The sequence below is a fragment of the Aureispira anguillae genome (assembly GCF_026000115.1).
GTDB classification, from domain to species: domain Bacteria; phylum Bacteroidota; class Bacteroidia; order Chitinophagales; family Saprospiraceae; genus Aureispira; species Aureispira anguillae.
On sequence record NZ_AP026867.1, the window covers coordinates 3,990,871 to 4,012,549 of the forward strand.

General features: G+C 36.4%; 17 protein-coding genes. 10 read left to right on the forward strand and 7 right to left on the reverse strand.

From position 1 onward, the window contains the following. Nucleotides 1-143: 143 nt before the first annotated feature. The 4 genes from AsAng_RS15505 to AsAng_RS15520 all read left to right on the forward strand — a co-directional run bounded on the left by AsAng_RS15505 (nucleotide 144) and on the right by AsAng_RS15520 (nucleotide 4,529). Complete coding sequence (locus AsAng_RS15505; RefSeq protein WP_264788010.1) at nucleotides 144-3,074, forward strand: CHAT domain-containing protein; 2,931 nt, start codon at nucleotides 144-146, stop codon at nucleotides 3,072-3,074. After that, nucleotides 3,067-3,501: a hypothetical protein gene (locus AsAng_RS15510; protein WP_264788011.1), complete on the forward strand. Its 435-nt coding sequence runs from the start codon at nucleotides 3,067-3,069 to the stop codon at nucleotides 3,499-3,501. The genes AsAng_RS15505 and AsAng_RS15510 overlap by 8 nt, the downstream gene beginning before the upstream one ends. 193 nt (nucleotides 3,502-3,694) lie before the next feature. Then, nucleotides 3,695-4,171: a hypothetical protein gene (locus AsAng_RS15515; protein WP_264788012.1), complete on the forward strand. Its 477-nt coding sequence runs from the start codon at nucleotides 3,695-3,697 to the stop codon at nucleotides 4,169-4,171. Next, on the forward strand, nucleotides 4,164-4,529 hold the full coding sequence (locus tag AsAng_RS15520; RefSeq protein WP_264788013.1) for a hypothetical protein: 366 nt from the start codon (nucleotides 4,164-4,166) through the stop codon (nucleotides 4,527-4,529). The genes AsAng_RS15515 and AsAng_RS15520 overlap by 8 nt, the downstream gene beginning before the upstream one ends. A gap of 87 nt (nucleotides 4,530-4,616) precedes the next feature. On the opposite strand, the gene AsAng_RS15525 is transcribed toward AsAng_RS15520, so the two are convergent. Next, on the reverse strand, nucleotides 4,617-5,987 hold the full coding sequence (locus AsAng_RS15525) for a DUF5723 family protein (RefSeq protein WP_264788014.1): 1,371 nt from the start codon (nucleotides 5,985-5,987) through the stop codon (nucleotides 4,617-4,619). A gap of 214 nt (nucleotides 5,988-6,201) precedes the next feature. Between AsAng_RS15525 and AsAng_RS15530 the strand changes: the two genes are divergently transcribed. From AsAng_RS15530 to AsAng_RS15555, 6 genes are all read left to right on the forward strand, one after another. Further along, nucleotides 6,202-9,471, forward strand: coding sequence for an AAA family ATPase (locus AsAng_RS15530; RefSeq protein ID WP_264788015.1), 3,270 nt, complete (start codon nucleotides 6,202-6,204; stop codon nucleotides 9,469-9,471). Nucleotides 9,472-9,491: 20 nt separating this feature from the next. Further along, a complete protein-coding gene (locus tag AsAng_RS15535) occupies nucleotides 9,492-11,486 on the forward strand; it encodes a hypothetical protein (protein ID WP_264788016.1) in 1,995 nt (664 codons plus the stop codon). A 202-nt stretch (nucleotides 11,487-11,688) separates the two neighbouring features. After that, nucleotides 11,689-12,786, forward strand: a complete 1,098-nt coding sequence (locus tag AsAng_RS15540; protein WP_264788017.1) for a hypothetical protein — start codon at nucleotides 11,689-11,691, stop codon at nucleotides 12,784-12,786. A 13-nt stretch (nucleotides 12,787-12,799) separates the two neighbouring features. After that, a complete protein-coding gene (locus AsAng_RS15545; RefSeq protein WP_264788018.1) occupies nucleotides 12,800-13,594 on the forward strand; it encodes a prolipoprotein diacylglyceryl transferase in 795 nt (264 codons plus the stop codon). 140 nt (nucleotides 13,595-13,734) lie between these two features. After that, nucleotides 13,735-15,141, forward strand: coding sequence for a radical SAM protein (locus AsAng_RS15550; protein WP_264788019.1), 1,407 nt, complete (start codon nucleotides 13,735-13,737; stop codon nucleotides 15,139-15,141). Nucleotides 15,142-15,655: 514 nt separating this feature from the next. Continuing rightward, the gene (locus tag AsAng_RS15555; protein WP_264788020.1) at nucleotides 15,656-15,928 is read left to right on the forward strand and encodes a hypothetical protein; all 273 of its coding nucleotides are present in this window, start codon (nucleotides 15,656-15,658) and stop codon (nucleotides 15,926-15,928) included. Between the two features lie 77 nt (nucleotides 15,929-16,005). Here AsAng_RS15555 and AsAng_RS15560 read toward each other — a convergent pair whose 3' ends face one another. The 6 genes from AsAng_RS15560 to AsAng_RS15585 all read right to left on the reverse strand — a co-directional run bounded on the left by AsAng_RS15560 (nucleotide 16,006) and on the right by AsAng_RS15585 (nucleotide 21,635). Further along, nucleotides 16,006-17,799, reverse strand: a complete 1,794-nt coding sequence (locus AsAng_RS15560; RefSeq protein WP_264788021.1) for a lectin-like domain-containing protein — start codon at nucleotides 17,797-17,799, stop codon at nucleotides 16,006-16,008. A gap of 412 nt (nucleotides 17,800-18,211) precedes the next feature. Continuing rightward, nucleotides 18,212-18,637, reverse strand: a complete 426-nt coding sequence (gene aroQ, locus AsAng_RS15565; RefSeq protein WP_264788022.1) for a type II 3-dehydroquinate dehydratase — start codon at nucleotides 18,635-18,637, stop codon at nucleotides 18,212-18,214. Nucleotides 18,638-18,640: 3 nt separating this feature from the next. Further along, nucleotides 18,641-19,357 (reverse strand): metallophosphoesterase family protein, encoded by a 717-nt coding sequence (locus AsAng_RS15570; RefSeq protein ID WP_264788023.1) that lies wholly within the window; start codon nucleotides 19,355-19,357, stop codon nucleotides 18,641-18,643. A gap of 3 nt (nucleotides 19,358-19,360) precedes the next feature. After that, on the reverse strand, nucleotides 19,361-20,029 hold the full coding sequence (locus AsAng_RS15575) for a hypothetical protein (protein WP_264788024.1): 669 nt from the start codon (nucleotides 20,027-20,029) through the stop codon (nucleotides 19,361-19,363). A 174-nt stretch (nucleotides 20,030-20,203) separates the two neighbouring features. Further along, nucleotides 20,204-20,473: a NifU family protein gene (locus tag AsAng_RS15580; protein ID WP_264788025.1), complete on the reverse strand. Its 270-nt coding sequence runs from the start codon at nucleotides 20,471-20,473 to the stop codon at nucleotides 20,204-20,206. Between the two features lie 67 nt (nucleotides 20,474-20,540). Further along, complete coding sequence (locus AsAng_RS15585) at nucleotides 20,541-21,635, reverse strand: Mrp/NBP35 family ATP-binding protein (RefSeq protein ID WP_264788026.1); 1,095 nt, start codon at nucleotides 21,633-21,635, stop codon at nucleotides 20,541-20,543. Between the last annotated feature and the right edge of the window lie 44 nt (nucleotides 21,636-21,679).

The following is a 21,679-nucleotide window of genomic DNA, read 5'->3' on the forward strand; positions in this document are numbered from 1 at the left end:
GCACGAACAGCTTGGTACTGTGTACCAACTGTGTTGCCCACCAATAGTAAAGCCCACACTCATCAGAAAGCTAATTTTTATTTCTCATAAAACCAATTCAAGATAATGCCTATTGTTTTACTTGATATATCTATCCAATTATTATGAATATCCTTCCCTTATTTTGTTTCTTATTGGGATTTTTTTTACAAAATACGTCCCAAGCTAATCCAGACACGACTACCGCCAATCAGTTCGCCCAATTAGCACAGCAACAACAACAAAGTGGTCAATTTATGATGTCCAACCAAAATTTTGAAAAGGCTGCCGTTATTTTTGAGCAAGCAGCCCTATGGAATTCCTATATTAATTGTCAAAATCAAATGGCTAGGAATTATTGGAAAATGCACAAATTAGACTCATCTCTGGCGCTCAGTACTGCCATAGAAAAACACTCAAACTTAGTCCCCCAAAGTTTAGAACATGCCGAATTATTAAGTAATATAGGCGTTGTTTATGACATGCAATCAGACTACAATACCGCATTAAAGTATTTTCATCAATGCTTAGATATTCGAAAAAAAAAATTGGGAGAAGATCATTTCGAAACGGGTAAAATTTACTACAACATAGGCGTTTGTTACAGCCTACAACGAAACATGAATACAGCTATTGAGTATTTTGAAAATACAGTTCGAAATTTCAAAAAAAACCTTGGTTCTAATCATCCTTATTTAATTACCGTTTATTTAGGAATGCGAGATCCCTATTCAGATTTAGGCAGAAAAGAGGAAGCCATTAAAACTTCAAAAGAAGCACTAGTTATTGCAAAAAAAGTATACCCTTCTGGTCATTTGAAAATTGCTACTGTCATGAACTCAATAGGACTGACTTATCTTTTTATGAAAGGCAAAGAAGAAAAGGGAAAGAAATTGATAGAAGAGGCCTTCCAAATTCAATTGAAAAAATACGGTGCCAATAACCCTAAAATGATTCGATTGTATACCAATATGGGCAAGATGTATACCCAATCTAAGCATTATTCACTTGCCAAAGAATATTTGTTCAAAGGACTCGATTTAGCACAGAAAACAGTGGGCAAAAAACACATCAGAAATTATTACATTTATCAGGTTTTAGCTGATGTCACAAAGGGGCTAAATCAAGATTCTATGACCGTATTTTATGGGCATCGTGCAATGCTTGCTTTACTACCTGCTTATTCAGATAACATTCCTCTAGACAGCATCCCAGAATTTACAACAACTCCAATTATTGCCCCCATGCTACTAGCCTCTGCTTATGCGACTAAAACGTTTTCTATCGACAAAATGATTGCGAACAATCCATCTGCATTCAACAAACAACTCTATCAAAAACATCTAAGGGCAAGTGATCTTCTATTAGCAAGACTTAGACAGGACATCCATAATTTGGACGATTTAAATGATATTTTTTATCAAGGTTATAAAAACACACTGCGCAAAGTAATGTTCTATCGGAAGTTAGATCCTGAAAAAGAGCAAACTAATCTATTAGAAGAATTGATTGAAGATGCCGATCAAAATAAATCTGCCTTATTAAAACTTGCTCTAAAATCCAATAATGCCTTAAAATTTGGTGGTGTTCCTGATCGTTTAATTAATGCTAAGATTGAACTAAAAAAAACCATCAGCAAGGTAGAACAACAACTGTTTCGGGCAAAAGAAATAGCAGACTCAACAAAAGAACAGGAACTGAGCACCAAGTTATTTCAATTAAAACAAAAACAGGAAGGATTTAATACTGTCCTAAAAAAAGAGCATCCTCAATATTTTCAACTTCAACATAAAAATACACCTACTAAAGTCCAAGAAATTCAAGAACAATTGCTAGATGATAGCACAATGTTAATTGAATATATGTACACCAAAGGTTTTTTATACGTTTTTTGTGTTGGCAAACATAAGGTAGATGTGGATGTTGTAAAAATTGATCCGACCTTTCACAAAAATTTAGATGACTTTCGTTTCGCCTTAACCAATATCCAAGCTGCAAAAAAAACACCAACCAAAGCACATGCTGCATTTTCTGATAATGCCTATTATTTTTATGAAATTTTGTTAAAAAAATACATTGACCCAACGATAAAAAATCTAATTTTAATTCCTGACAAACAACTCAACAGGCTACCGTTTGAGGCATTTTTATACGAATCGAATAGCGTCCAATCTAAACAATACAAGGATTTAAAATATCTTATTAACAAGTACAATATTCGTTACGCTTATTCTGCTGGGCTTCTAATCAACACTCAACAAAAACAAGCTCAATCTCCTAATCATTCCAACAAAATTGCTGCTTTTGCAGCCTCTTACAATCCAGCTACAGCAGTTGACCCCTTAAGAGCCCAATTACTGGATTTGCCTGGTGCAAGAAAAGAAGTATTAGCACTCCAAGAACAATTTGAAGGGGCGTTTTTTTTGGGACAAGAAGCTACAGAAGCTAATTTTAATCCAATAGATTTTAAACAATTTAGTGTTGTTCATTTGGCAATGCATAGTATTATGGACAAAAAAAATCCCATGAATTCTTGCATGGCTTTTACCAAAGATAGTACAGGAAAATCCAAAGAAGACGATTGGGTCTATGCCTATGAATTGACCAATATGAAAATCGCCACTAATTTAGTGGTTCTTAGTGCTTGTGAGACAGGTGATGGTCAGCATCAAAAAGTAGAAGGAATTATGAGTATTGGGCGATCATTTATGTATGCAGGTGTTCCAAGTTTAATCATGACACTTTGGCAAGTCAACGATTTTTCGACTGCTAAAATTATGGGAACATTTTATAAAGAATTGGCAAAAGGAAAATCTAAATCTGCTGCATTAAGAAGTGCTAAGTTAGACTATATCAGAAAATTAAAAAAAGAAAAAGATTTACTTACGCATCCTTATTTCTGGGCAGCATTTATTAACTTAGGAGATGATTCTAATATCCCAGTTGTTCCTCTTTCTACCTTTTCCAAATGGTGGTATGGTTTAATCGGATTAGTATTTTTAGTATTCTTCCTTGTAAGGCGTTTTTTTTTAACTTCAACAAAAAAACATGAATAATCAATCTTTTCAATTTTGGACTCGATGGCTTGTTGGAGCCAATATCATGGCTATTGGGGTTGGTTTATTAGCAGCCTTTGCAGGGAATAGTTTTGTATTCAGTTTCTATAATGAACAAACCGTTCAGGTCTTTTTTGAAGGTGCCCCTATGCCCGCATCAACATTAGCATTCAAAAATTGGCTATTTGGAATCATTGGAGGAACTATTGTTGGTTTCCATTTATTAATGCTTGCTATTATCAAAAATGGTTTTGCGAAATGCGAAAAATGGGCCTATCAAGCCCTGTGGGTAGGGCTTTTATCTTGGTTTTGCATTGACTCTAGCATTACGATCTATTATCAAGCTTATCACAATTTGTGCTTGATTAATCTAGTTACTTTGTTTTTGATTGGTCTGCCATTAGTAATGACTCGCCGCTTTTTTTGAGTTATTTTGTGTAACCATTCTTCTATGACTAGTTACTACTTTTAGTGTACAATATGCTGTCATTTAAACAAGTCTGATAGTGGTATATTTAACAAATCATTTAATAATCTTAACAGCTATAAAACAGGAAGCAATTGAGATAGTCCATATCTTAGCCCTATGATCATCTAATTCTTTACCTCAAATGCTTACTATGAACAAATTTATGTATTGCCTAGGAGGAGCTATTTTAACCTGCTTAATTTATTTCACTTATCCTCAACCTTCTGCTCCGAAAACAGCCCCTATTTTGGCTCAAAAAAAAACCAATAAGCACTACGCCCCTGTTGGCTTAGGATATAAAGACAGCCTAGTTGGAACTTATCAAATTGTGAATTCAAAGCATACAAAAGATCTAATCTTAGACTCGACCTATACTTATAATTATAGCATACAAGAAGGTAATGAATCAATCGTTTTAGAGGGAACTTGGGAACTTTCTTATAAAGATCAAACACAACATATCATCTTGCATCGTCCCAACTTTCAGCCGAGAGCCTCCCTCCCTAAACTTGCTGATTTTGAAGAACGAAAATTTAAAGTTACTCCAGACGGGCTAAAAGATATTCTACACAATGAGTCTTATCTCCATATAGCGACCGATGAATACTCTTTAGCTATTTATGAATAAAAAAAATTACTACCTAAGCATTCTATTTTGGGGAATAATAGTATTCCTTGTTATATATATTCAGCGTCCCCAAAATTATCCGAATAAGATCTTATCGCTTTCTGTTAAACGCAGCAGATACCAGCTGGAGGGCATTTATCAACCCAAAGATAGTTACCAAAAGTTATATATATTAGGCAATGGAGAATATACCACCCATGAACAACAAGGACAATGGGAGCTTATTGAAACAGCAGAACAACAATTAATTTTATTAAATCCATATTCCCCTTACAGCACTTCCACAACTTTTCAAGTAACGCCTTATGGTTTGCAAAATATAAAGAGTTTAGAACAGTATTTTAAGCTAGGCTATTGAGTTTAGGCTAAAAACACAACAGTCATGCTTTTGTTAAAGCATGACTGTCGTTGATTCGATCTATATAAAATGTCCCTATTGCAGAACTTATTCTACGCTTTTGTATAATGGAATTCTAAATCCAAAATAAACATTAAACTTATCGATTTCATTCCCTGCTCTAACCAAATCAATTAGGTTTGATGATCCCGCAAAAACAGGTCCTACTCTCAATCCCAAGCCTAGGTTAAACCCAGAATTCTGTACATAAGATATTGGCAAAGAGAATCCAAACCATTTAAAATCATATCTTGGGGTCAACTCAAATGAATTGATTCCAACTATTTTATGTGGATTATTTCGATCAAACAAAGAAATTTCACTCAAAAAAGAAACATAAAACCCTTTAACGACCTTGTAATCCACAAAGAGGTTCATTCTTGAAGGAGTTTGCATCAAATAATTTTCCTCTCCCTGATTGTGATTAAATTGGCTGGTATCTTGAATTATGATTTTATTGATTTCAGAAAGATCTTCGATGCCATCAAACATATTAATGTTAAAGGTTGAATTCTTAAACGTGATCGTATTAGAAGAGGTTAAATCTTTTTTATAGCTCACAAAGCCTATATCGTGAAAAGATAAACCTGCTTTTAGTTTATATTCTTTCTCACTATCTGGACGATATTCATAAACGGCTCCAAAATCAGCAGCAAATCCAAAGTTGCCCCCACCAAATTGATTGTAAAAATCTGGCATTCCTTTCCCATTAAACATATCCAACATCGCTTCATTTCCTCCAAAAGAAATTTGTCCTGAAGCATTTAAGATGGTATCTGCATTATAAAATGCATAAGAAATATCCTTGGCGTGTACATAAAAAGAACCCACACTTTGCAAGAGTTTTAAGGCTCCTCCCACTTTTAGATAATGCTTTCCTGTGTTGAACACTTCTGCACCAAAGGCTACGCTGTATTCGTTCCAAGCCATAGCAGAAAGGTAAGAATAGTCATCGGTATAAGAACTGCCATAGAAGGTAGAATCCTCTAATCCTGAAGCACTCATTCTAATCAAATCCTTATTAATTCCTCTCGCATTTAATAAAAATCTACTTTTAATACCAAAACCTACTCCCATTTTATCTCCAATCGACACAATTCCTCCTAGCAAAGTTAATTCACCATTAAAGGCTAAATTTGCTTCATTGGTTCCATTCTTATAACTCAAACGGTCAAAAAAGTCTCCAGTTCCATTCGCTAGACTATCCCATCTGAGTGTTGCATAATCATTAACAAAAGAAAGATTGTAAGTAAGTAGATTAATATCGGTCTTAAAATAAGGAGTAACCACATTGGCGGGATTAATGTCTAGACCAAGATAGCCTGCATAATGAGATTCGGCAACTCCTGTATAATGCTGTGCTTGAATTTCACACAATAGAACTGTGAAAATCAAAGCAATAAGCTTGATTTTTTTCATGGTTTAATAAGTTTAGCGTTTAAATTTTTATTTATAAAGGGCAAATATAAAAATATTTCCCACTTTCAATAAGAAATCATATTCAAATGTATTGTTCTATTTGACCAATGGAACAAAACAGGAGTTAAACGGAACAACTGCCTATCAATAATCCCTTTTATATGCCCTCTTTTTTTTATATTTGTCAGTTGCTCATAAAAACCAACAATATCAGATGCAAAAAATAAAACTACCCTTTCACATTGTACAGCTTCAAATAGAAAACAACCCAGATATTATTACGACTCCTATCTTGGATAATCAGGTTCTTTGGGTCAATATACCTGCGCCTATGATGGCTGGCAAATTTGGAGATAGCTACCAAGACAAACTATTGGACAAAGGGGAGTATTATACCTTGCTAGATTATTATGTACAAGGTGATTTTGAGCAAAAAAAAGTAAGCGTTCAATTCAAAGCTGGCAAATCACAGATTGCCTTTAAGGAGTTGGAGGTAAGTTTTGATTATTTTCTCCAAACACACCAACAAGGATATTGGGCAGTAGTACCAGCCTTGGGAGTGGAAGCTTTTACCTTAGAAGAAGATGAAATTGAGGCCGCCGTTCAGGAAGCAATTCGTTTAGATTTTATGCGCAATAAGCGTCTTAATTTGCTACAAGATGTTATTTCTACCTTATGGTTTGATAAAGCAACATTGAGTACCCAAACGCTAGACCTCCGAACTTATACTCCTAGCGAAATTGCTTCGCTACAAGAAGCAAAGAAAAAAGAACTCTTGCCAAAAGTAGCACAGCAGGTATCCATCCATCAACAAACGCTTTTTGGTTACCAAAAAGAATTGCATCAATTGGCCGATACCCTGAAAGGGAAATACAATAAAAATGTCTTGATTGTAGGACGTTCAGGAGTCGGAAAAAGTACGCTTGTATGGGAACTCGTGCATCGTCGTTCTTTTTATAAAATTTCAAAAAACATCTGGGAAACCACAGCCTCTACCCTAATTAAGGAATTGAGCGGTGAGGTTGGCTGGCAAGAAAACTTAACCTTACTCTGCAAAGAGTTGATCCAACGAGGAGACATCCTTTTTATCCGCAACTTATTAGAATTATTTGAAGTTGGGCAATATCAAGGCAATAATGTCAGTGTTGCAGATTACTTGCGTGAATATATTGCTCGTGGAGAAATTACAATCATTTCTGAATGTACCGAAGAAGAATTTGCACGTATAGAAACTCGGAGTCCCAATTATATCAACAACTTTCAAGTTATACAGCTCGCTGAACCACAAGACAACTTAGAACTAGAGCAAATTATTTTGGAGAAGGTCCAAAGCATTGCCCATACCGAAAAAATTGTCATCGAAAAAGAAGCGATAAAAGAAACCATTCGACTGAACAAACGCTATACGCCCTATTCTGGTTTTCCTGGCAAACCCATTCGTTTTTTAGAAAGCATCCTTATTGGCTCTAAAGCCAAACAACATAACATGCTCAAAGAAAATCAATTGTATGTACTCAATCGTACAGAAGTAATCAAGACGTTTTGCGAAGAAACGGGCATGCCTCCCTTTATAGTCGATCCTGCTATTCCTATGGACTTGCCTAAGATAGAACAATTTTTTAATGCCAATGTATTTGGGCAATCTCATGCCATTCAAACGCTAACCAATATTTTGGCTTCGGTCAAAACAGCTTTATTGCGCCAAGGCAAGCCCATTGCTTCTATGCTATTTGTAGGCCCTACAGGAGTCGGAAAAACAGAGATGGCAAAGGTATTAGCTCAATTTATGTTTGGGAGTAGAGATAAGATGATTCGTTTTGATATGAGCGAGTATTCTACCCCTTATGCTGTAGCAAGGCTTACGGGCGAGAGCTATTTTTCTGATGGCTTGCTTACTTCTGCTGTTCGGCGAGATCCATTCTGTGTCTTGCTCTTTGATGAATTAGAAAAAGCACATCCTTCTTTTAATGATTTGCTGCTTCAAATGTTGGGCGAAGGGCGACTGACAGATAGCCAAGGAAAAGTGGTTAATTTCTGTAGTTCTATCATCATTATGACATCCAATATTGGTGCAAAAAAACTACAAAACAATGGTATTGGTTGGGTTGAGGATAAAACCGAGCAGCGAGAAGCGGAGCATTTTCTCAATGAGGTACGCCATTATTTTCGACCAGAAATTTTTAACCGAATCGATCAAGTTGTTCCCTTTTATTCTCTAACCAAAGAGGTTGTTCGTTTTGTCGTTGAGCGAGAGCTAGACATTCTAAAAAAACGGGAAGGCATCCTCCATAGAAATCTGGAATTTAAGCTTTCTGATACTTTATACGATGTCTTATGTACCAAAGGCTACCAACCCAAATATGGTGCTAGAGCATTGCAACGAACGCTTCGAGAAGAATTAATTATTCCTTTAGCCCATCAGTTAAATCAATATAGTTTTGATGAAAAGTTGGTCTTAGAAGTAGATATTCAAGACGGAGCTATCCACATTGACATTGAAGCCGATCCACTCAAATTAGAATTGATGTTAGAAGAACTCACACAGAATGAGTATATGGATTTTGCTAGTGAGTTGCGACAAAATATGGTTCAATTGTTTGAGGGGCGTTTTTATGTGCGATTACTCAGCGAATTGGATATACTCAAACGATCTAAGCGCAAGAACGCTAAGAAATTTTGGGCAAATGAAAAAAAATCGTTGCAGTTTACTAATTTCTTGGCGCTTCAAGACAAATTTGAGCAGCATCGCAAAACTGGGGAGCAGAATGAGTTGGAAATGGCACTGATTACAATGGGCTTAACTACGCTCAATACCAACTTATACAAAGCCATGGAGCAGTGGGAAAAAGACTACTTTGAACTAAAACTAGAACTTTATCGTACCCTTAAGACGGATAAAGAAGGGTTGTACTTGGGAATTTATGGCAAAGAACCCAAACGTTTATTGGATTATTATACAAAAATTTGTGCTCAGAAGGGATTTAAGTGGTCTGCTCGTAGTGTTTGGTATCAAGAAGAAGTTTATAACGCTATGGTAGATGTCGAAAATGATCAGGGAGAAGTTATTCTTCAAGAAAAAGCACGCCAATACCACAAAAAAATCCTAAACCTCGAAGATCCAAATTGTTGGAAACCTGAAAAAAAAGAGGATGTCTTGCTTGGTATTGAATTGCTCATTGATGGCATTGGTGCCAATCTCTATCTCAATGAAGAAGAGGGCTGGCATCGTATTATTATAGCCGATCAAAAATATATGTATTGGGTACAATCTAGTGCGCAAGACCTAAAAACCCCTGACGCTATTCATCGCAAAAGTTTTTTCCAAAAATACAAAAAAGCCCGTAGGACTTATTCTCCTACCCATCTAGAAGATACTATTTTTAAATCTCCCAAACGAGAGTTACGCCCAGCAGAACAATTGCCTCATTTGATTAAAATTCTAGACCAATTGTTCATTCGAAAACTGGATGCGCTTTTATTTTAAAATTGATAACCTACTACCCTATGAAACTTACTTTTTTATCGTTGTTCCTAATCGTTTACGCAGGGAGTCTTTCTGCTCAAACCATCATCCCTTTTGGCAAGCCCTCCAAAAAAGAATTAACGGCCCAATATTATCCTGACGATTCCTCCGCAGTGGCTGCCTATTTACACGATGAATGTAAAACACGGATTTCTTATTATACTGACATCAATGGTCAAGGAGGATTTAGGGCTGATCTATCCACCAAACTCAGACTCAAAATCTATACTAAGGAAGGTTTGAAATATCTTGATAATTCAATCTCTTTATACATTAACAAACACCTTGACATTGACAAGCTTACCAATTTTCGGGTAATTACTTATAATTGGGTAGATGGCAAAATACAAAAATCGATCTTGCCCCAAAGTGCTATAAAAATAGACAAACAATACGAAGGTGTTCATATTCTAAACTATACCCCTTTGGATGTAAAAGTAGGTAGTGTAGTTGACATCCAATATACCATTCAATCCCCTCATATTTTTGACATTCCGTCTTGGAATGTTCAAGCTGACATTCCTACCAAATGGTTCTTTTATCAACTCAGCCATCCTGATTTTATTGATTACCAAGTTACTAAAAAAGGATATATTGAACTCACTACCAAACAAAACAATACCCTCTCAAATTTCAATTATAATGGCGGCTCTAATGATTATCAATATACAGAGCTAGAAAAAAATTATACTGCCTCTGATATTCCAGCTTTTAAAGTTGAACCCTTTCTTTCTTCCTCCAACAACTATCGAGGAGCTTTAGAGTTTGATATTATTGGACACAATGTTCCTGGCGGGCTTTCTTTCAAACGGGCTTATACTTGGGATAATGTTTGCCAAACACTTTTAGGTAGCAATAATCTTGGAGGACAATTGGAAGATGTCTATTTTATTGACAAAGATGTACACAATCTGGTAGAAGGCTTGGAAGAAGAGCAAAAAATTGCGCTTACCTTGCTAAAACACATCCAAAATAGGATTCAATGGAATGGATTTGCCAATTTTTATTGTAATAATGCATTAAAGGATATTTATGAAGACAAAATTGGCAATTCAGCGGAAGTAAACTTACTGCTGGTTATGGCGCTAAAAAGTGCTGGACTAAAAGCATTCCCTGTTTTGTTGAATACTCGGAACAAAGGCGTTGTCAACCCTATAAAACCATCCCTTCATAGTTTTAATTATCTCATTGCAGGATTTGAACAAAAGGATGGCAGCATTCATTTGTTGGATGCAACCGATCCGCTCAGTACCCTAGATTTATTGCCCAAACGTTGCCTAAATGGACAAGGGCTAAGGCTGGGCAGCTATGCTTCGTGGGTCAACCTAAACCCTTCTAAAAAAGACCTAGAAAGCTATATTTCTGAACTAACATTGGATGAAGAAGGGCTCGTGCAGGGAACCTTAAAATATGTTGCTAAAGACTATGCGGCTTATTATTTACGCCAAAAATGGCTAAAAGAAGAAAGCGTTAAAGGTTTTGTTCGGCAATTAGACCGAGAACAGAAATATTTCAAAATTGGTCCTGGTAAAGTGCAAAACATGGACAAAAATGAACTTCCGCTCAATATGAATTTTGAAATTAGCCTACAAAAATCCTGTTCTTCAACAAACAATCGCCTTGTACTAAATCCTATTTTTATGGGGAGAATCGAGAAAAATCCTTTTCAAGCTTCTAGCCGAAAATATCCTATTGAGTTCATGACACTTGCTAAAAAAAGCTTTGTAATGACCATCCATATTCCCGAAAATTATACCCTTGAATCATTGCCTACTCCCGAAATTATTAAACTTCCCCACAAAAGTGGTCAGTTTAGCTACAATGCAACTGCTTTGGGGCAAAAAATTCAATTGGTTTATAGTTATAAACTAAATGAAACTACTTTTTTTAGCGATGACTATGCCCATTTACAAAACTTCTATGACGCTATTATAAGAAAACAAGCAGAAAGCATTATTCTAAAAAAGAAAAGCTGAGTTGGTAAATTGCATCAATTTGTTCAACCAATGGTATACAGCAATCTACCAAAGGTAAAATCATACTTTTTTTTAGGCTCAAAAACTTGTCATCGCCTATTTAATGCTCCTTGTTGATAAAATTTGATAGAAGATTAAATATAATATATCTTTGACCTAACATTTTTTATTCCCAAACCAATCAAACACCTCAAATTGAATAATGCTACTATTTCTTTATATCCTTTGTTTCTTTTTCATCGTTGTTGTCTGTTTTTTAATCAAAACAAAGATTCGGCATCAAAAAAAAACGCTTCTTCCCAAACAGCTTGACAGAAGCTGGTTTGCCAATACCACAACTCCCCTAACGCCTGCCGACTACCAACGTTCAGGTGACCAAACCTTTTTAACCTATCCAGAATGGTTCTTGGTTTTTAGCCCCGCCGAACAAGCGCTTTATTTCAAAGAAAAAACCTCAACAACCTTTCCTTATGAGCAACATGTAGAGCAATTTTGGGACAGTTATGCCTTACTATCCGAAGAAATCAAGACACATTTTCCCTATAATAATCAATACCATACCATGATAAAAGTCATTGGCTACAGCACCATGATAGAATATAGAGGGAAACTCTTGTATGAACAAAGCATTGGTCGCCTGACCGCTTTAATTCCTTCCAAAATGACGGCTGAAGATCAATTTTATGGTGAATTTATGCAACGTTATGTCAATTTTATACAAAAAGAGCCCTGGTATTTGTATCCTTTCTTGCAAGAATTTAAACAACTTTGGATGCACACTACTTGGTTAGAATGGAATATCATTCGAAAACTCGAACGCCGTATTTTTATCAGTGTAGAGTTGTTATTCAAAGCCTTCTATGGTTCGGGACTTGGTTTAGGAACAAAATCCACTTATGGTGTTGCCGCTCCTGTGACAGCGGTACTGATTGATCAACTTCCCCCCAACCACGAAGTAACTGTCCCTGAATTAAAGTTGGTAGATGTAATTTCCAATGAAGCAACGCTTGTTACCCTGCCTCGTTACGCTGCATTTACAGCAGCGCTTACCAAATTGATAAAAACAGGGGTTCAAATCAAAGAAATAGCAGGCAATACCTCCTCTATTCTATTAACCATAGTTGTTCCTATCGATTGGCAAGCGGTTACAACCCTAACCCAGCCCATTTTTAAACAAATCATACCTACCCAACCATCAAAACAACGAGTTGCTTTGGTTGTACTCATAAAAGACTTATCAACTCTAATGCTCCAGTTGGAACAAGCACAAATTCCCATTGAACATATCTTTGACTACTAAATCTATTTTATCAATGACCTTTCCATTAACCTTTCACCTCGGTCCGTTTAGCATCAACGCACATTTAGTTTTTGAGGTTTTGGGGATCACCCTTGGGTTTCGATACTTCTTGTATTTGCGTCGCCAACAAACAGACCATATTTCAGAATCAAATCGCATCTGGATTTTTATAGGCGCAGCTTTTGGAGCACTCTTTTTTTCTCGTTTAGTTGGCAGTTTAGAAAACCCTTTTATTTTCTTTAGTGCTAAAAATTCATTCTTATATTTCTATGCGCACAAAACAATAGTAGGGGCACTATTTGGAGGCTTATTGTGTGTAGAACTCATCAAAAAAATCATTGGCGAGCAGTCTTCTTCTGGCAATCTATTTGTTTATCCTCTTTTATTGGGCATGATGATTGGCCGAATTGGCTGCTTTTCTATGGGAGTTTATGAACAAACCTATGGCATTCCCTCTGATTTGCCTTGGGCATTAGACCTAGGAGATGGCATTCTTCGGCATCCAGTTGCTCTATATGAAATACTGTTCTTAGGTTGTCTTTGGGGCTTTTTGTTGCTCTTGGAAAAGAAAATTACATTTAAAGAAGGGCTGCGATTTCGTTTTTTTTTAATGGCTTATTTCTGTTTCCGATTCTTACTTGATTTTATAAAACCTGGCTATAAATTTTCTTTTGGGTGGAGCACCATACAAATTACTTGTTTACTGGGGTTACTCTATTATTGGCAAACTTTTTATGCTTTGTTGATGAACCCCCAAGTATTACTCCAATACCCTTCAAAAAAAACTAATCCAACCATTATTAACTAATAATACTCTGTTATTTTTTTAATCAATCGAATACGATTAGCTTCGCTGCTAGGTTAGCTAGTGCGCTATCGCCTATGAGCCAGCATAACTGGGTTCGGTTTTTTAACGGAGTAATGTAACTAACACAACCATTATTTATTATGCGCAACTATATTTATTATGACCATACCCAAAGCCTTTGTAACGAGTGCCACCGAACCATCAATGCTAAAATAATTTTTGAAAATGAGAAGGTCTATCTAAGCAAATATTGTCCAACTCATGGTCCTCAAAAAGTATTAATAGCAGATGACATCGACTATTACAAGCAAATACGCAACTACAATAAAGCCTCTGAATATCCACTCCAACCACATACCGAAACTAAATATGGCTGCCCTTACGATTGTGGTATTTGTCCAGATCATGAACAGCATTCTTGTTTGACTCTAATTGAGGTGACCGATCGCTGTAATTTGACCTGTCCTGTTTGTTATGCCAGCTCCTCTCCTTCTTGTGGTAACCATCGTAGTTTAGAAGAAATAGAGCGAATGCTAGATGCTATTGTTGCCAGCGAAGGAGAACCTGATGTGGTGCAAATTAGTGGAGGAGAACCCACCATCCACCCTCAATTTTTCGAAATTTTAGATTTGGCTAAATCTAAGCCCATCAAACATCTAATGCTCAATACGAATGGTTTGCGCATTGGAACCGATTTAGAGTTCGCCAAACGCCTAGCCAGCTATATGCCACGTTTTGAAATCTATTTACAATTTGATTCTTTTGAATCCGAAGCCTTACTAAAACTAAGGGGGAAAGACCTAACCAAAATTCGGCAGAAAGCCTTAGACCATCTCAATCAGCTCAATTTGTCTACAACCTTGGTGGTCACCCTACAAAAGGGATTAAATGATCACGAAATCGGCAAAATCATTAACTATGCCTTAAAACAAAAATGCGTACGAGGTGTTACTTTTCAACCCATACAAATTAGCGGTCGTCTAGAGGATTTTGATCCTAGTTTAGATCGCTTAACCAATACCGAAGTTCGCCGAAAAATACTCGAACAAGCTCCTATTTTCAAGCCCAATGATTTAATACCCGTCCCCTGTAATCCCGACGCACTAATCATGGGCTATGCGCTAAAAACAGCAGATAAAGTATTTCCTTTGACCAACCTCATCGACCCTGAAAGCTTGCTCAACAACTCCAAAAACACCATTGTTTATGAACATGACCAAGTTCTAAAAGGCAAAATTTTAGAGGTTTTTAGCACTGCTAAATCGGTTGATACTGTTCAAGAAGATTTTCACGATTTACTTTGTTGTTTACCCAATATTGTTGCTCCTGAACTGAACTATAGCAACCTATTTCGAATCATTGTCATGAATTTTATGGATGCCTATGACTTTGATGTTCGTGCCATCAAAAAATCTTGTGTCCACATTGTTAATACCGAAGGAAAAATTATTCCTTTTGAAACGATGAATCTGTTCTACCGAAATGATGACCTAAAACTAAAGTTGCGAGTTATTCAAAATGAAATACTTCCTTCATCGTCCAATTAATTATTTTTCTCTATCAAAAATTACCGCATGGAAGATTCAAATAAAGTTATCAGCATTAATTTGCTAGTTTTTATGATTTATACCCTTATAGTGCACACCACAGGAATAGTAGATCCTATTATATTTAGTAGTCTTATAGCCTTTTTTCACGCAACCGCTATTTTTATAATAGGTGTCATATTTACTTTAATAGAACGATCACAAAAAGAAAAAAAATCATTGGGGTTGTCCATGATTTTAGCTGCTTTGATCATCTTTATGATTGGTTTCTCGGCTTGTTTTGGAAGCCTTATGATACAATCTTGACCCTCGATTTCATCGATTTGAAATTGTTTAAAAATGGAGTTTTATTGAACTGAGCCTATGGCGAACTCACGTAAGTATAATGAGTCCCCCCCGAAGGAGCAGCGAAGCTAAATTTTTAGATAAACAAGGCACCCCGAAGGAGCACGAAGTAAAAATTAGCTTCGCTGATTTTCAGTTCTTAAACAACTTCCCTATCAAAAATTACCGCATGGAACATTCAAATAAAGTTATCAGTATTAATTTGTTAGTTTTTATAATTTATACCCTTATACTGCACACTACAGGGATAGGAGATCCCATTCGATTTAGTGGTTTTGTGGCCTTTATTCACGCAGCCGCTATTTTTATAATAGGTGCCATATTTGCTTTAATAGAACGATCACAAAAAGAAAAAAAATCATTGGGATTATCCATGATTTTAGCAGCATTAGTCATTCTTACTATTGGTTTTTCGGCTTGCTTGGGAAGCCTTATGGTATAAACCTATGCGCTTATTTTATCGATTTGAAAATTTTAAAGCACAATAAGCGCTTCAAAATTTTCAAATCGATTTCTTTTTTATTGCTTAATGATTTTAAATAACTTATTAGAAAATCCATTTACGCCTACATCTAATAAGTAAATTCCTGCGTCTAGGTCTGACAAATCCAGCCTAGTTTTATTCCCTAGGTTTACCGTAGGCACCGTTAGCAGTTGTCCCAATTGATTGCGCAATCGAATTGTTCTAGCACTTCCATTTTCTAAGGCTACTGTTACTTCATTTCGAACTGGATTAGGATAGACCAGAATATCATTTCCCTCTACTTTTTTTCGCTCTACGGCTCTAATTTCAGAATATAAAATACGACCATCCGTACTAATCTGCTTTAAGCGGTAATAAGTAACTCCAATAGATGGATTAGGATCAATTGTAGCATAGTGACTCTCTTTCTGACTGCCTCCTTCACCAGCTATGGTCACAAGTTCCTTAAACAAAATGCTATTGGCGCTTTTTTCTACCACAAAAGAAACTCCACTATCTTCATTCAAGATCGACCAAGTTATATCCACAACATTATCTGAATTAAGTCTAGCATCAAATGCTGTAATTTTTTCTCCTAAAAGAATAGCAGGAATACAAAATGACTGGGCATTGTTCAAGCCTCCTGTTGTACCAGAAATTCCGTACATAGGAGTAGTTGTACCAAAGACCGTCATAGGATCAAAACTATAAGTAACAACACCATAGGTAATGGTAGCGGTAGCATCCATTAATGTAGCAGTAATTGTCCCAGGGCTACCTGGTGCCCACGATAGTCTAAATGTATGATCCAAACCATTCTCAATATTATAATCTACACCTCCATCTAGAAGCGGAATAGCTGCTGGAATAATTCTAGCACCAGGGCTCGTACCACAAGAGCCAGAAGGATTGACGTTTCCATCCAACCAAATATCCAAATGATCAGGATCTGGACCAAGAGAACAAAGTACTCCAGGTATACCATCATCTCTATCTTCCGTATTCAGATAAGTATCAATTTCTATGCTCAATGAATTAGAAATATTGCCAGCTCCCCAACCACCACTAGGAACCACACACTGTAAGTTAGGGTCATTTTGAATAATGAACATTAGCCCATCAGCACCACCGTCATCGCTTCCCAAATTAACGATAAAATCATAAGTAAATGCTGCCGAAAAATCTAACCGATTGGCAACATCCCAAGCCATTCCTAATTCGCCATTTGCTGCCGAAGTCAATTGCGTACACAATGTACTAGTCCGCACAGCATCACCAATTAAATGAAATTGCTCAACAGAAGGAGGACTAGGATTAGCTATAATTGAAACCGAATAATCCTCTGTTTCGCCATAAGAGTAGGTTCCGCAATTACTTGGCGTGCTCTCTGATAATACAATTCGCATACGGGTAGTACCCAATACAGGAGTCACGGTACAAGGTCCTCCTATTGTAAAATCTACACTAAGTGTTGCTGTAGGACTCGTTGTCCCCGTATTTCCCATATCTTCTCCCAAATCATCAAAATCGTTGTCTCCATTAAGATCAATATAGACAGAAGCCGACTTTGAATAGTCTCCCCCGCAAGTACTAAGGTCAATAACAACACTATAATTATTGCCTACCATAAGATCTGCTGGTGACAAACCAGTATAGTCTGTATAGGTCTCACAAGGCCCCGCAGAATTTTGGTTAATTGTTACGGTTTCGCCAATGAGTAGGACATTGTCAATTTTTGAATCCGCAGTATTGGTAGCATTAGACGCACAATACTGTGCATTTATTCTCTGATTGCCTGCTAGAAAGAAAGAGGTTAAAAGTATTACACTTAAGTAAAAGTTTCGTTTCATAGTTGTTCATTTTTTCCTAAAACGATTTAGGTTCATTAAGAAGATTAAATAAAATAACATACATGCTCTATTCTAAAAAGAATACTATGTTGATGGGGGTATATTTATATATAGATCATCTAAAACGATTTAGGTTCATGCAATCGAAATAGATAAAATATGTTTTTTTGTCTTGCTGAAAGAAGTGTAAACAACTAGAGTTTTAGAATAAATTTTTTAACTAAAACGTTTTAATCTATCATGTAGTTTTAAGAATTCACAATTTAACAAAAATTTCACAAAAAGACTTGCCTATCCATCTTAAATTCTTTTTTTTAACCTTTACAGCAATGATTCTACCGAAATTAGACCTAAAAACATATAATATTTCTCTTAATATTCTAAAAAAATGGACAAGTACTTTAGTATATGGTCAATGGACGCAATCAAGCCAATAACGCAAAGCCAATTTATAACTTTGTAAACCCAACCCCGAAATACTTCCAATACAATGAGGAGCAATAAAAGAATGATGGCGAATTTTTTCTCTCGCAAAAACATTGGATATATGTACCTCTATAACAGGAGTAGTAATCCCTGCAATTGCGTCTGCCAAAGCCAAAGAGGTGTGTGTATAAGCTCCCGCATTTAATACAATTCCATCCCATTCAAAACCAACCTCATGTAATTTATCAATTAGCTGCCCTTCTACATTACTTTGATAATATTGCAACTCTATTTGAGGAAATTCAACTTGCAGTTCTAAGTAGAAATCTTGAAAAGATGTGTTGCCATAAATTTCAGGCTCTCGTTTGCCCAATAAATTCAAGTTAGGGCCATTGATAATTAATATTTTCATACACTAAAGAATAAGATCGATAGGTTGAGCGATTGGTCTAATCTCTTTTTCTAAATTTTTTTGTACATATAAAGTGTTATGAGTGATTTCTAATGCACAAAGATGCCCTAACCCTTCTATTTTTTTGTAGCAACAACCTCCATCAATATTAATAATCGTTTGTTCTCCATTTACGGCTTCCTGAATTGTTTTTAGAGCAACCGTAAGATGCCCATGCACTTGCTTTTTTGATTGGATAGCTGTCGTTGATATTTCAATGTTTTGATTGTGAAAATAAGCCCTCGTATCACTAATAGGATAAGGTATAGAGGGGCTAAATCCAAGATGGGAAAAAATATGTGTTGGAGTCTCTATATAATAAGCCATTTTAGCACAAAAATCTAAATAAGCATATAAATCACCGTCCATAAGATCATCAGCATGATAAGCATGCAAAAAATCTTCAAAAAAATCCATTCCACAACTGTAAGCTGTCAATAAATTATGTTCGTGATTTCCCTTAATGCAGTACAATTCATACTCTAATTCCAATTGCATTAGATAATCTAAGACTTTTCTGCTATCATTCCCTTTATTAATCACATCTCCTAAGAAGATTAATTGATCTTCTTGCTGCAAGTTGATTTGTTGAATCAGAGCAGATAAAGTTAAAAAACAACCGTGAACATCGCCAATAACAAATTGCCTTCCCTTTGGGGAATGGGATAACTCTATTTTCATATTTTACAATTCTACCAACGGATAAAGTACATGCTCAGGAATCCATCCCAATCGATGATCTCCCTCCATCATTTCTACCAAAACCCAATTATTCCGTTTTTCTTGAATCGCTACAACAGTTCCTTGTAACAATTGATATTCTGACGCAGCGCTTTCTAGGCTAGGCTTGCTATAAAATGTTGTAGCATGCTGAATCATACGAATAGCAGACCATTCCTTTTTGGTATCTAGCACAACAGAATGCCCTATTTTGTCTGTAAACTCTGTTGTACAAACCTCTTGAGGCAATTGATCCAATTGGGCAATAATAGCATCTCCCAGAAATTTAAACTTACCACGAATAGGAGCCTTGGTACTGATCGGGTTATAACAGATGACTTGAATAGGGTTTTGGGTACCTATTCGCCCCTCAAAAAAAAACAAACAATTTTTGTCTTTGGGTGCAGTGGGGTCTCTATAAACTCCCGTTAACTCATCTCCTTTTATTCCTATCTGCATTTCATAATAATCCCCTGCAATAACATAAACGTTAATTGCATCTAGCTCTGATTGAGTCCAAGTAGTTTTGGTTGGCGGTTTAGTGGAATATTGAGGCTCAGTATTACATCCTACCAGACAAAAGGCAAAACAAAACAAGCCCCAAGATAAGAATTGGGAATAAAAAGGGTACATAAACTTAGGTTATAAATGGTTTACTACAATATGTTTAGTACACTGTCCTTTAAGCAGGTAATCTCACGATAGATTTTGATGATAGTTGAGGCGACTTGGAGCTTGATAAGCTTCGTGAGCAGAGCCAACAACAACAAACAAAAGCTAGGCTTAAAAATTTAGAGGACAATGTATTTAGTCTTCCATGCTAAAAAAAAGACCATTGACAGCTTCCACGGCTTTGATTTCGGGAACAAAAGACTTAACGGTATGCTCTACTCCTCCTTTCATTGTCATCGTACTCATAGAGCAAGTCTCACAATTCCCCAGCCATCTAAACCTAAGCACCATATCATCTGTCAACTCTACAATTTCAATATCACCTCCATCGGTTTCTAAATGAGGGCGCAACGTAGTAAGTGCCTGCTCCACTCTTTGTAATATTTTTTCTTTTTCTAAACTCATATCATTCAATTTGATTTTTAAACCATTTGAGGATTAATCATCCTCTTTTTTTATGCTATAGACAACATTAAGTAGTCTTTACTACTTTTGTTTGTTCTAGCATTTCATTTCGTACTGCAACTTGACGCAACACGTTTTGAGCTACTTTCATGAATGCTTCTTTGGCAATGGGTTCGTTCCCTACAGCAGCAGGTACACCAGTATCTCCTCCTTCTCGAATTCCCTGAACAATAGGCACCTGCCCCAACAACATGGTATTGGCCTCTTTTGCCAAGCGTTTTCCTCCTCCTTGTCCAAAAATATAGTATTTGTTATTGGGTAGTTCTTTGGGGGTAAACCAAGCCATATTTTCGACTACGCCCAAGATCGGAACATTAATATTTTCTAATCTAAACATATTCATCCCCTTAATCGCATCGGTATAGGCCACTTCCTGAGGTGTTGTTACCATCACGATTCCTGTAACGGGAACCGTTTGCACCAAAGTCAGATGAATATCTCCTGTCCCTGGAGGCAAATCAAGAATTAAAAAATCCAACTTAGGCCACATACATTCCTGAAAGAACTGCTTGACAATTCCTCCTAAACGGGGACCTCGTAAAACAACAGCCTGCTGAGGTTCTATCATATAACCAATAGAAATAGTTGGGATTCCATATTTCTCAATGGGCACCATCTTGGGCTTCCCGTGAACATCTTGAATACGAGGGCGTTTGCCTTGCATTCCCAACATAGTAGGAATAGAAGGACCATACAAATCTACATCCATCAAGCCTACGCTTGCCCCCATTTCTTTTAAGGAGAGTGCCAAGTTAACCGCTACCGTAGATTTTCCTACCCCTCCTTTTCCCGATGCTACAGCTATAATATTCTTAATATGAGGAACAGGACTTTGGGGCTGATTGCTCCCCCCCCCTTCTCTAGGCTTGGAATGAATATGCACCTCTGCATTAGGATAAACCTCATTGACAGCAGCAATACAAGCAAATGTCAATTGGTTTTTTATTGGAGATTTTATCGAAGGGACAATTATGGTAAAACTAATATCATTGCCCTTCACTTGTAAATTTTCAACCATACGCACCGTAATGATGTCCTGCCCTGTTTCAGGATCCTTAACACTACGTAATGCTTCTATTATTTGTTGTTTATCTAATTCCATTTTTTAATTCCTTAATCTCTGAATTTACATTAACTTGCCATTTA